13 protein-coding genes are annotated in these 11,612 nt (G+C 41.7%); 8 read left to right on the top strand and 5 right to left on the bottom strand.

Annotated features, from left to right (window positions below):
* Nucleotides 1-316 precede the first annotated feature (316 nt).
* The 3 genes from FC26_RS05070 to FC26_RS05060 all read right to left on the bottom strand — a co-directional run bounded on the left by FC26_RS05070 (nucleotide 317) and on the right by FC26_RS05060 (nucleotide 2,352).
* Complete coding sequence (locus tag FC26_RS05070; protein ID WP_057778395.1) at nucleotides 317-664, bottom strand: hypothetical protein; 348 nt, start codon at nucleotides 662-664, stop codon at nucleotides 317-319.
* 133 nt (nucleotides 665-797) lie between these two features.
* Nucleotides 798-1,334 carry a MerR family DNA-binding transcriptional regulator gene (locus FC26_RS05065; RefSeq protein ID WP_057778393.1) on the bottom strand — a complete coding sequence of 179 codons (537 nt, stop codon included), beginning with the start codon at nucleotides 1,332-1,334 and terminating at the stop codon, nucleotides 798-800.
* Nucleotides 1,335-1,338: 4 nt separating this feature from the next.
* On the bottom strand, nucleotides 1,339-2,352 hold the full coding sequence (locus tag FC26_RS05060; RefSeq protein ID WP_057778390.1) for an NAD-dependent epimerase/dehydratase family protein: 1,014 nt from the start codon (nucleotides 2,350-2,352) through the stop codon (nucleotides 1,339-1,341).
* A 638-nt stretch (nucleotides 2,353-2,990) separates the two neighbouring features.
* Between FC26_RS05060 and FC26_RS12950 the strand changes: the two genes are divergently transcribed.
* Nucleotides 2,991-5,306 (top strand): KxYKxGKxW signal peptide domain-containing protein, encoded by a 2,316-nt coding sequence (locus tag FC26_RS12950; protein WP_057778388.1) that lies wholly within the window; start codon nucleotides 2,991-2,993, stop codon nucleotides 5,304-5,306.
* Nucleotides 5,307-5,534: 228 nt separating this feature from the next.
* On the opposite strand, the gene FC26_RS12705 is transcribed toward FC26_RS12950, so the two are convergent.
* Nucleotides 5,535-5,696, bottom strand: a complete 162-nt coding sequence (locus FC26_RS12705) for a hypothetical protein (protein ID WP_157061066.1) — start codon at nucleotides 5,694-5,696, stop codon at nucleotides 5,535-5,537.
* A 399-nt stretch (nucleotides 5,697-6,095) separates the two neighbouring features.
* Here FC26_RS12705 and FC26_RS12700 point away from each other — a divergent pair, with 399 nt between their 5' ends.
* Together FC26_RS12700 and FC26_RS05050 are read left to right on the top strand one after the other, a co-directional pair.
* Entirely contained in the window at nucleotides 6,096-6,242 is a 147-nt protein-coding gene (locus tag FC26_RS12700) for a hypothetical protein (protein WP_157061064.1), read from the top strand.
* A gap of 131 nt (nucleotides 6,243-6,373) precedes the next feature.
* Nucleotides 6,374-7,126, top strand: coding sequence for a sulfite exporter TauE/SafE family protein (locus FC26_RS05050; RefSeq protein ID WP_191978880.1), 753 nt, complete (start codon nucleotides 6,374-6,376; stop codon nucleotides 7,124-7,126).
* 88 nt (nucleotides 7,127-7,214) lie between these two features.
* Here FC26_RS05050 and FC26_RS05045 read toward each other — a convergent pair whose 3' ends face one another.
* Nucleotides 7,215-7,871, bottom strand: a complete 657-nt coding sequence (locus tag FC26_RS05045) for a hypothetical protein (protein WP_057778384.1) — start codon at nucleotides 7,869-7,871, stop codon at nucleotides 7,215-7,217.
* 187 nt (nucleotides 7,872-8,058) lie between these two features.
* Here FC26_RS05045 and FC26_RS05040 point away from each other — a divergent pair, with 187 nt between their 5' ends.
* The 5 genes from FC26_RS05040 (at nucleotide 8,059) to FC26_RS05020 (ending at nucleotide 11,501) form a co-directional block, all read left to right on the top strand.
* Complete coding sequence (locus FC26_RS05040) at nucleotides 8,059-9,087, top strand: lactonase family protein (RefSeq protein WP_057778382.1); 1,029 nt, start codon at nucleotides 8,059-8,061, stop codon at nucleotides 9,085-9,087.
* Nucleotides 9,088-9,108: 21 nt separating this feature from the next.
* Nucleotides 9,109-10,245, top strand: a complete 1,137-nt coding sequence (locus FC26_RS05035) for a Gfo/Idh/MocA family protein (protein ID WP_057778380.1) — start codon at nucleotides 9,109-9,111, stop codon at nucleotides 10,243-10,245.
* Between the two features lie 27 nt (nucleotides 10,246-10,272).
* The gene (locus tag FC26_RS05030; RefSeq protein ID WP_057778378.1) at nucleotides 10,273-10,686 is read left to right on the top strand and encodes a VOC family protein; all 414 of its coding nucleotides are present in this window, start codon (nucleotides 10,273-10,275) and stop codon (nucleotides 10,684-10,686) included.
* A 14-nt stretch (nucleotides 10,687-10,700) separates the two neighbouring features.
* Entirely contained in the window at nucleotides 10,701-11,159 is a 459-nt protein-coding gene (locus FC26_RS05025; protein ID WP_157061062.1) for a heme-degrading domain-containing protein, read from the top strand.
* Nucleotides 11,160-11,318: 159 nt separating this feature from the next.
* The gene (locus FC26_RS05020; RefSeq protein ID WP_057778374.1) at nucleotides 11,319-11,501 is read left to right on the top strand and encodes a hypothetical protein; all 183 of its coding nucleotides are present in this window, start codon (nucleotides 11,319-11,321) and stop codon (nucleotides 11,499-11,501) included.
* The last annotated feature ends 111 nt before the right edge of the window (nucleotides 11,502-11,612 follow it).

Here is an 11,612-nt window from a genome sequence, read left to right as displayed (position 1 = left end):
TAAGTGCATAGGCACTTTAATTATTTGATCTGTCTACTTGACACGGAGCAGCGCCTTCAAGGGACTCTGCTTTTTGTTATGTGAACTGTCTTCTCTTTCTTCAATGACCCACACAAAATGGACATACCTCTCTTCCATTTTTGGTAGTCCATTTTTGCAGAACTTGTTCGTGAATACATTCGAAATTCTTATCACGTATTCACCATACTTCATAAGGGAGATTTAATTTTGAGCATTGCCGAGAAAACAAATTGCCGAACCGTTATCAAATTTATGCAAGTTATGACCACAAGTAAATATTTTATTTAGGTTGCTATTAATGCACTAAATTAAAGTGATTATTGAGTTGTTCACAAATTCTATTGACACCATCTTTAGAAAAAATTGTACCAGTATCATAAACTAAATAGTTTATTTTCGCTAGTTTATCTTTACCAATTACATCTATCAAACTTGAATTTATCAAATAATTTTTATCACTATCTAATAGTAAATCATCATCAAATCGATTAAACATGATTAAATCCAAATGATACGTTTCACATCCCTTTTTTAACCTTTTGAAAAAAAAGTTATCTAGAAACGTATCTATCCATGCAACTCCCGTTATTGAGCTTTGGTTTATCCCAACCATCGCTGAGTTTATTACAACCAATTCCACCATGCTATTTACTCTCCTTTACAAATAAATGACATTTTTTAAAAATGTGGTCAGTTAGCATTTCTCAATTAGATTTACTGAACCAATCTAAAAACTTAACTCACGATCCATTTCACTGAAACTAGTGTGCTTAAATTCAGTCCTGAACCGTCATGTATAACCGTATTGCACGTGAAATAAGGGGTCTATCTGCTGTGGCAAACCAATCATTATTTTCATCATTGGCTAATGTCATTTCCAGTGCGTTCTCAGGTGCTGTGCTAAGTAACTTTTTTTCAACATAGTCACGGATCACCTGCCGTGCATGCTGCTTTGAGGGGACTTCGGGGTTTTGATAAATTTGTTGTTTAATGGCAATCATGAGCAATCCCATCTGTATGTTAACCGCCTGTACCAACAGACGATTCTTTTGCTTTTCAATTAAGGATAGTTTACGAGACCGAGTATTTAAATTTGTTACCGGAGCCATCACTGCCGCAATTTCCTTGACACCGACGCCTAAATTACGAAAACAAATTACCATTTCTAGGTCACTACAGTCATCTTTTGTAAATTGCCGGTAGCCACTGTTATCACGAGTTAGCCGTGGTAACAACCCAATTTTATCGTAATAACGCAAGGCTGCTACTGAAACATCATATCTTTTCGATATTTGTTGAATACTCTCACACATAAAGTTATCTCCTCGTCTTAATGATCCCCCAGTCCTTAAGACTAGTCGCACTATCTTTCATAGTCTCTTGCCAACAACGATTGTGCCAGTGCAGCTCATCATGCGCGCGTGTACTGTCATGCCAATATTTAACTCCTAGTTGTGGCAGAAGTTGGCGTAACGATGGCTGAAACTTGGCCGCAAACTTAACCACCCCATTAGGAATCGCTAGTGTAAGTTTTTTAGACCGAATACCATCCTGCTGAAAAGTATGCACTATTTTGAGAAAGGTTGTGGGAGTGGTACCTACATTATATCGCTTATTAATTGCAGCTGGTGTGTTTAATGCTAAGCGCATTGCAGCCGCCAGATCACGAACATCCGTTACCTCAATGTTAGCTTTAGGTACCAGTGACATTTTAATCAATTCGCTGACCAATGCATTACTACTTTGAACATGTGAATCCAATAACGGTCCAAAAATTCCACCTGGTAATAGCGTTGTAAGATCGAGACCATTTTGCTTGGCAAATTTCCATGCAGCTTTTTCAGCTTCTACCTTCGAAATATAATAGGGAACAAGTTCAGGATTGCTCATATCAGTCCAATAGTTATCGTCGAGCTTAAGGTTACCCACTGATCGTCGAGCAGTTGCGGCAGCCTGCGAACTAATCATGATGATCCTTTTTACACCCGCGATTTTAGCACCTCTCAACACATTTAGCGTGCCATTTTTGGCAATGCTCACAAGTTCTGCTTCCGTTTCAGTACCAGTTCCTAACGGTGATGCAATATGAAAAACTGAATCAGCACCCACCATTTCATTTGCCCAACCATTCGCACGAGTTAAATCTGCTTGAAAAAACGATAACTGTTTCATCTTTTCAGTATCAACCAGACTACTAATTGCGGTCCGAACCCTTGCTTCTTTTTGTACACTTCTCAAACTCGCGTGTACCCGATAATCATGGTTCAGCAAATCGCTTATAACCCACTCTGCAACATATCCTGATCCGCCAGTTACAATAATTTTTTTCATTATTTTTTCCTCCCTTTAAATTAAAATCTAAACCCTCAAGTGTACTTGAGAGCAAGTCTTATTATTAATCCTTTTTTTTAAAGTGACTATTCGAATGAATTTTTCATTGTAAAAAGCAAGTTAACTTATTTTTCATTTAATATAATCTAATGGATTTCATCATTTTATTATAAAATTCGCTTAAAAAGCATTCAAAATTAATGACTTAATAATTATTAGGAATTTTCAAGGATCATCCAGAAGTATACATACGCATTCTCATTGATTTTTAATTTTTTAACTATATTTTCGCTTTCATTTTATTTTTTTATTGACTTCATTTTATTCCAGTTTATACTCGTGAAGTCAATTGGTTAAAGGAGTTAGCCAAGGTTTTCGGGTTATACAAAAATTAGATTTAAGGGTTATTTTTTTATTAACCGCTCTTAAATCTTATCTTTTTATCATGTACAACCCTCGTATTACGTGTATACGTAGTTACGTATTATAACGATAATAATTTTTTTAGGTGTCGTACAATCCTCTGATTTGCGTAGTTATAACAAGAACCAATATCGTTTTTTGTCTGCTCTTTATCCGATCAAATTTCATTAGTCGCTCATTATAATTACAACAGGAAATGGAGAAGTAGAATTAATATGGATAATCAAGTTAATCGGTTCAAAATGTATAAGGATGGCAAGAAGTGGATTATTGCTGGACTGGCTGCAACAACCTTGGGAATTGTTGCCGTTGGTACCCCACAAAATGCTAGCGCGGATAGTATCGCCACTACCAGCGTTGCAACTATTTCGTCGACAGCTTCTACAGCCGATACGGTTGCCGTGGAGAATGCCCAATCAACAGTGACTTCTGCCCAAACCGAAGTGGCCAGTGCTAGCCAATCAGTAGCTGCCGCACAAAGTACCGCGGCTCAGACTAGTAACGAAGTTATCACTGCTCAAAGTGCGGTCTCAGAAGCTAGCACCACGCTGGCAACAGCCAATCAAAAGTTGGCAACCGCACAATCTGCTGTATCCTCAGCAACGGCTGTTCAAGTAGCTGCTTCCAGTGCTCAGAAAGCAACCTTGGCATCCGAAAATAGTTCAGAAGTCGTGCGTGCAACCAGTGTCAATGCGCAAACTTCACAGGATATGCAGGCAGCGTCAGCCAATACATCACTTTCCAATGCGGGCAGCACGAACAGTACCGCAACTAGATATGCCATGGACGGAACTGTGTACTATGATGCGTCACAAACACAATATGCTAACGCGGTGTCTCAAGCGGCTAACTGGTGGAATACCAACTCCGGCATGACGCTCTTTGCCGCTGCCAGCACCGCTCATCCAGCGACATTGATCATTACCGATTTTAACAATGATTTAGCCAATATTTTAGCTACCCAATCCACTGACGGCACACTAAATCTCAATAATTCTGCCATTGAAGCGTACGGTTATGATGCCGCTACCGTGCTCATCCATGAACTGGGGCATACACTCGGTATCATGCACGATAGTGATAACGACGATATTATGAGCGCTACCGTTCCCAACATTAGTGCTAACAATGTCCACTACTCAGCATACGAACAAGCAACTGTTAAAATCTCACGTATTGTTTATCAAGATAATTTAGCCGCTGCCAACGGCAGTCAATCTCTGTTCGAACAATATAACGGCTACACCACAGCACCTACCAAGGCCCAGTACTCTAACGAAAACTATAATCAATGGCGGACGCTTCGCTCGGCCCTACAAACCGAAGTCAACCACGCATCTGCTAAAACTAACCCGAGCACTGAGCTGACCGCTGCTATCCAAACTGCCAAGAACATTCTAAGTACTATGGTTGCTGGTAACGTTGACCTCGTCTCAATTAAGCAAGCTAATACTGTCCTTGCGCAACTATACCAATTAAGTGGCGACACTAGCCCTGCCCCTTATATCGATAGCAACCTCAAAGCCAAAAATAGCCAAGAATACGCGCAAGCACAAACCAATAGTGATCTCCTCACTTCCACAGTCGCCCAAGCAGCACATCAGGTGACAACTATTGACCTTTCATCATATGCTGAATCCGTCGCCAATGCGCAAGCTGCAGTAACTGCCGCTCAAGCTAATTTAACCGCGGCTCAGGAAAATCTGGCCAAACTTACGGCGACCAATCAGGCTGCCCAAACACAGCTGGCAGTTGCACGTACAAATCAGCAGCGTGCTGAATTAGCATTAACGAATGCACAAACTAAATTAGCCACTCTTGAAGCGGTTAATACCACAATTAAACAAGCAAGCACTGCGGCAAGTACAGTTACCACACAGCCGGTCAATTCTTCAACAACTAGTGCCACAGCATCGACGTCTTCACAAGTTACTAGTGACAACGAAGAAAACACCGCAGCAACCGTAGTTCCAGATATTGCCACTGATACAACTACACCCGCCATTAAGAAGACAAGCGTGGCTCCTGTATTTGTCACTCAAACTGATTATTATGATAATACGCAGTCTTCCGATGCTACCGCCCAAAACAACGATATTGCCGAAAATGCACTAGTTGATATCTCAGCACCGACAACAGTAGTCAACTCATCCGTAGCAAAATCGACCACAACTGCATCCCCAGCTACGGGGTCGACAACTAAACAGTCAACTACTACAGCTCCCGCTTCTAATACTCATTCATCAACTAAACAGGCTGCCCGTTCAGCTGCCTCTCAAAATGAGATGACTAGCACGAATAGTAATGTGGTCACCAAAACGGCAACGAAGCGCATTGCCATGCCAGCAGCGCAAAACAATGCCACCGCGCAAACCAGTACCGACAAGCTCCAACAATCAGCGGATAAAGCAACTTCGTCTATTCTTCCGCAAACTAGTGATGCCAAAAGCTCCGGTCTATTAGCATTGATCGGCATGATGCTGGCATCAAGTGCACTTGTTCTTGGCGGTCTCCGTCGCAAAAATAGTTAATATCCACCAAAATAAGAGCTCCCGCGTAAAAAACGTGGCAGCTCTTATTTTTTCAATAAAAAAGGATTCCCGAGTAGGAATCCTTCGTTGGTTTGCCCTGAGTTATCTCAAGGGAGTGAATAAAGACCGTGACTTCTTCATTCACGTTACGAGTATACCACTTCGATCCACAATCGCCATTTGATTTTCACAATCATAGTAAAATTTAACTATTTCCAAGTGTGATCACTACCCGGCTAATTGTACTTTTCCAGCAACCAATTCTGAATACTTAGCCGCATGATCATAGTTCTTAAAATTGAATGCGTGCTTCACATTGTCAACTAAGCTAAAATGACCTTTCTTATTGGGTTTACCAATCCATTTATATCCGACTTTCACTAAGTACATAATTAGTCACTCCTTTAAATGAGATTATTCTAATCATAACAAACCAAGCAACTATTTCAAGTAAAAATATTATTGTAATATTTATCTATTTCTTATAGTCACTTATCAAGTTTATAGCATCAACTATATTCTTGATGAAAAAGCAAGCGATTTTGAAAGTTTATTTCCAATAAATTTTAGCTTTTTCACTAATTTATTGGATTCGATTAATTCTATTCAATCGATAAGTAAATCAGGAAATATTGAATTGAATTTTTATCAAATTCGCATTTCATATTTTAGCCCTTCATTTAATTTTTGTGCTATGATAAGGGTTACATTAGGAGATGTCGTTTGCGTATATTCTTTTGTAACACCGATTTTCTTTTTAGTAACTTTAGTCCTGCAAAGGAGTGAATTATGATGACTGAACCGATATTGCAGATCACCAATCGCTCGTACCCACAGCTCAGTTACACACCACCGATTCTGCTTACAACGAAAAACGTTCTATTAATTTCAACACCATCGTTAGTGCAACTCAGCTATTCCACGGTCATTCACTAAACCTCATTTCTTATACTCAAGGCCATGAGATCCACCAATCTCATGGCCTTGATACGTGTATTGCCGATTTACATAATTTATGCTCGATCACAAATTAACCAAAGGAGTTCTTTGTCTTGTCCCTATTATCAATGATCATTATTCTATTTCTTGCGGGTCTTGCCGCCGGTTTTCTTGCCGCAGTCGCTGGTCTGGCATCACTTGTATCATATCCAGTACTACTAGCACTTGGGGTGCCGCCGGTTAGTGCTAATACCACCAATACGGCAGCTCTAGTATTCACCGGTGTTGGCTCATTAATGTCTTCCACAAAAGAGTTGAAGACGGATCGACAAACGACTTGGCACGTTGCTGCAGTCGCCCTCGTCGGTGGTATCTTCGGTAGTATTATCCTCGCTTACGCGCCAGCTTCGACTTTTGAAAAGATTGTGCCTTTTTTGATTTTTGGATCTGGCATTCTGATGCTGTACTCTCAGTTCCACAAACGACCGACAACACCAACGCACACGAGCGAACGCCCCATCATCACATTTTTTAAATACGTTGCCATCTTTCTAGTTGGTGTGTACATTGGCTATTTCGGGGCCTCGGCTGGTATGATCTTACTATCAATTCTAATGGTAACTTTAAATAAATCATTCGCGGTCACTAACGCGATTAAAAACTTTACCACTTTTGTCACCAATACCCTCTCACTCGCCATCTACGCGTTTACAACAAAGGTCTACTGGTGGATGGTTCTCCCTATGGGTGCCGGAATGTTTTTGGGCGGCTATCTCGGACCCGTTTTAATTCGTCACGTCCCAGTACGTCCACTGCGAATCATCGTTGCCTTTGCGGCATTTGGGCTTGCCGGATACCTATTCTACACCGCCTATTTTTAACAATTAATGTCATTTTATAACCAAGAATTGACGGGATACAAAAAAGCCAGACAACTTGCCTGACCTCATGTATCTCATCAAATCTTGGTTATTTTTTTCCTGTTTCTAAGTACGCAAGAACCATCAAATAAATGCGTTCTTGTGCTTGCGCATCATGGAATATTTCTGCTAAAACACGCGTACTTTCATTTTCTGAAATTTTAGTGCTGGCAGCCTTAATTTGCGTATCCCCCATTTTATCAAATCGAGGATCATTACTTTGCTTCTTTGCCACCAACATATCAATTTCAACAGTAAATGCGTATCCGCGCTGCCAACCGAGATACCAAATATAGAGTAGTTGAGCAAGCAACAATTGCTTGTGCTCACTTTTAACATACGCCTCCCACGTTTTGACATTGGCAGAGCGCTCCAAAATATTGGAAATATCATCATTAAGGTACCGTGCGATCCGTTGCTTGGGATCCGCGGCCGCGTCACAAAATCGCTTGAATAAACTATTAGTAATCTGATCAATGCGATCATCATCGTGCTTTTGCTTAGACCGGGTCAATTGGTCCGTTGTCGCCTGCTTAATACCTTGACTGGCTGCAACAATGAATGCCCCAGATAAAATATCAAACCATTGTGCCAGTGGTTGACCTTCAATTTTAGCCATTACCTGACAAATTTGCTGCTGATTCTGACCCTTTTCTGCTCGTAATTTAGTTTCTAACTGATCAAATTTTTCATTTTGTGAGTACAAAATATGAACACTCCCTGCTTATTTATCCGATTCAGTATAGAACAATCAGCCTGTGGAAACAATTATTTTAGTCATACCAATTTTAGTAATGATTTGACAAAAAATAGACACTTTCTGCTATTTCAATTACGTTAGCCTTGAGTACAATATATGATAACGGTTTCATATATAAATTGAGGTGAATCATATGGAAACATTTTTTCTTGGAACCTATACCCGCCGCGTCAGCCAAGGTGTCTATTCTTTTAATTTTGACTCACGTAGCGGAACTGCGCAGCAATTACGCTTGGTAATACCAAGTGGTGATCCCTTTTATCTGGCTGCTGGACCCGATCACACACTGCTGTGCATCGATCGCCAACTAAATCGAGCGCATCCAGGAGGCGTTCAATGCCTGAACGCTCAGTATCAGACACTGGGACAGAGCTTTGACTCATCCGCCTCAGGAACCTATCTTGCTTATGATTCAAACCGCCAGCTGGTTTATCTTGCAAATTACGATTTAAACGAGCTCAGTATCTATGAAGTTAAGCAGCATCAATTGAAACTCGTTGATCGCATTGCTGACACCGGTACCAACGGCCCCCAAATCGAACAACGCGATGGCCCTCATCCCCACTTCATCAACCAAACACCAGATCACCGTCTAGTCGTCTGTGATCTCGGGGTCGACACAATTTTTACGTACGACGTCACTGAAACCCATCACTTTCACTTAGTCGCACGCCATTTCTTACCGGCTGGTTTTGGCCCCCGCCATCTTCGCTTTAACCACGACTTATCCATTGCGTACGTGGTCGGTGAACTCAGTAGTCAGGTTGCGACCCTATCTTATGATGCTGGCACCGGCCAATTTACCACCCTTGCTATTGATCATACCATCCCCACCACGTGGACGGCGCATAACGGTGCAGCTGCGATCCGCATTTCTAGCGACAACCGGTTCTTATACGTTTCGAACCGAGGTTATAACAGTATTGCCGTTTTTGCAATCCAAACCGATGGCCAATTATCTGCAATTCAAAATATTAAAGTTGATGGTGATTTTCCATGGGACATTCGCTTAACGGCTCAGGATCAATACCTATTGGTTGCAAATCAGCGCTCCGACTCTCTCAGTATCTTCAAACGAGATGCTCACACCGGAAGACTGACGCTGACTGATAACACCTTTTATCTGCCTGAACCCTTAGCAATTTTGCCGTCACCATTTTAAAAATTAGGAGGTTTCTGACCTATGAACATTACCCCACTTCGCGCCGCCATTATTGGTTGTGGTGTGATTAGCGATATCTACATTCAGTCGCTCCAAAATAAATTTAAAATTATTGATGTGGTTGCCTGCTTCGATCTTAATGAAGACAAAATGGCTAATACCGCAAATAACTATCATCTTCGTGCAATGTCCTACGAGGCGATTCTCGCTGATGATCAAATTCAAATGATCATCAACCTGACAAACCCCAAATCACATTATGACATCATCAAACAGGCCCTTGAACACCATAAACACGTATTCTCGGAAAAAATGATTGCCGTTAATCTTGAGGACGGGCAGGAACTCTGCCAGTTGGCTAAGGAAAATCATGTTCGTCTCGGCGTGGCTCCCGATACTTTTTTGGGTGCTGGTATCCAAACCGCCCGCTACATCGTCGATAAGGGACTAATTGGTCACCCACTTTCCGCAATTGTTTCTTTAAACCGTGACTTTGACGTATACGCTGATATTTTCCCCCATATGAATCAAGTTGGTGGGACCTTGCCATTTGACACCGGCTGCTACTACATGACTGCTCTGGCCAGCATCCTTGGGCCAGCAATACGCGTTAGTGCCTTTGGCCGTCGGTATCGTCCCGAACGAATTGGTAAACGTACTGATCGCCCATGGTTTGGCGAATCAAGTACCGTTGAAGCCCAAAACATTGTTACTGCCATTGTTGAATATGAAAATGGCACGTTATGTACGGTGCATTTTAACTCTGAAAATATTCTTGCCGAAGATCCCGTCCTCACACTATTTGGGGATGAGGGGACGCTTAAACTTGGTGATCCGAATAATTTTGACTCACCAAATATTCTACAGAAGCCTAATAATGACCCCGTCGATTTTCCATTCTCACACGGCTATCGTGAAAACTCACGCGGCCTCGGAGCTGCAGAGATGGCCTGGTCAATTACCAAACAGCGACCACATCGGGCCAGCATGGAAATGGCATACCATGTATTCGAGCTTATTCATGGTATGTACATTAGTGCCAATCAAAGCCAGATCTACGAACTTCAATCTACGTTCGAGAAGCCGGCCCCGCTTCCAACCGGTTACCTAGATAACGGATTCTGGGGACCAACCGAAGAAAGTGCCCTTATCTTTTAACTCAGTCATACAACTGGAGGAATTCAAATGAAAATCAATCGAATTGCACACGCATCGTTTAAAGTAACCGACATGAAACAAGCATTAGCCTACTACTGCGATGGACTCGGCTTCACTCAAAAATTTGAGCTTCCCGATGAAAATGGAAAGCCTTGGATTAACTACTTAGAAATTCAACCTGGCCAGTTTTTGGAACTCTTCTATGATTCCGAAGGCCTACCAAAGGCAACCCATGGTTATGATTTAAATGGCTATCTGCACCTCAGTCTAGAAGTTGATGATCTTGAAGCTGTTAAATCTGAACTGGAGGCTAAGGGATTGCCGGTGAATAGTGAGATCAAGTTTGGCCCAGACAAATCTTATCAACTCTGGTCAGAAGATCCCGATGGCAATCAAATTGAATTTATGCAGTACACACCAGATTCATTCCAACTCAAATAAAGGAGCTGATACAAATGCTCACGATTACTGACGTCGCAAAACAGGAAACAACCCTCCAATTTAACCACTTCACAAATGACGATGCTTGGGTGCTGGGCAACCAACTCGTTGCCCGTGCACAAGCAAAAAAAGCCGCTGTGACGATCGATATTACGCGTTGCCATCAACAGCTTTTCCATGCTGCGCTACCTGGCACCGCCATCGACAACGATCAGTGGTTACAGCGTAAAATCAACACGGTCTACCACTTTGGTCAAAGTAGTCTCGCCTTACAGCTTAAATGTGAACAAGAGCATCGATCACTTGGGGAAGCCAGTTTACTTCCTGCCAAAGACTATGCTGCGGCCGGAGGCGCCTTTCCAATTAATATCATCGGAACTGGGTTAGTTGGCACGATTGCAGTTTCTGGTATGCTATCGGAAGAAGATCATCAATTAATTGTTGATTGTCTATCTGACTTCCTGAAAGACTAAGTTTAAGGCCTTTTTCGTGTCACATTTGAAATAATCAACGGCTTACCAGCGTTTGTGGTACCGGTTTCATAAAATTACCAATTTTAATTTACATTTACCCCCAAGTAGGTCCATAATAACCTTTAACAAAGAAATCCATTAGCGGGGAGTGTGAATTCTATGCAGACATATTCAGCCAAAGATTTTCAGTGTAAACAAGACTCCATCATCGAGAACATTGTTCAGACCAACAAGATGGTCCGCATTCAGCAATCAGAAGAACTGGACGATGACGTTGTCGTCTTATCACACAATTATTACTCACAGCTGTTAGACCAGCTTGAGGCACAATCCACCAAGTAACCTTTTGACCGGCCACCTTCGCCGGTCTTTTTTTATCAAATCATTTTCGATCTGAATCGACCTATGTTAAACTAAAACTAGTTTAGAATCAATCAAAACTAGGGAGACGAT

It is taken from the genome of Paucilactobacillus vaccinostercus DSM 20634, assembly GCF_001436295.1.
In the GTDB taxonomy this organism is placed as follows: Bacteria; Bacillota; Bacilli; order Lactobacillales; family Lactobacillaceae; genus Paucilactobacillus; species Paucilactobacillus vaccinostercus.
The sequence above is the reverse complement of the archived record's forward strand: the minus strand, read 5'-3'. Positions and strand labels throughout refer to the sequence as shown.

Coding starts and splice junctions, on each gene's coding strand:
- FC26_RS05070 (WP_057778395.1), bottom strand. CDS start 664: ATGGTGGAATTGGTTGTAATAAACTCAGCGATGGTTGGGATAAACCAA.
- FC26_RS05065 (WP_057778393.1), bottom strand. CDS start 1,334: ATGTGTGAGAGTATTCAACAAATATCGAAAAGATATGATGTTTCAGTA.
- FC26_RS05060 (WP_057778390.1), bottom strand. CDS start 2,352: ATGAAAAAAATTATTGTAACTGGCGGATCAGGATATGTTGCAGAGTGG.
- FC26_RS12950 (WP_057778388.1), top strand. CDS start 2,991: ATGGATAATCAAGTTAATCGGTTCAAAATGTATAAGGATGGCAAGAAG.
- FC26_RS12705 (WP_157061066.1), bottom strand. CDS start 5,696: ATGTACTTAGTGAAAGTCGGATATAAATGGATTGGTAAACCCAATAAG.
- FC26_RS12700 (WP_157061064.1), top strand. CDS start 6,096: ATGATGACTGAACCGATATTGCAGATCACCAATCGCTCGTACCCACAG.
- FC26_RS05050 (WP_191978880.1), top strand. CDS start 6,374: ATGATCATTATTCTATTTCTTGCGGGTCTTGCCGCCGGTTTTCTTGCC.
- FC26_RS05040 (WP_057778382.1), top strand. CDS start 8,059: ATGGAAACATTTTTTCTTGGAACCTATACCCGCCGCGTCAGCCAAGGT.
- FC26_RS05035 (WP_057778380.1), top strand. CDS start 9,109: ATGAACATTACCCCACTTCGCGCCGCCATTATTGGTTGTGGTGTGATT.
- FC26_RS05030 (WP_057778378.1), top strand. CDS start 10,273: ATGAAAATCAATCGAATTGCACACGCATCGTTTAAAGTAACCGACATG.
- FC26_RS05025 (WP_157061062.1), top strand. CDS start 10,701: ATGCTCACGATTACTGACGTCGCAAAACAGGAAACAACCCTCCAATTT.
- FC26_RS05020 (WP_057778374.1), top strand. CDS start 11,319: ATGCAGACATATTCAGCCAAAGATTTTCAGTGTAAACAAGACTCCATC.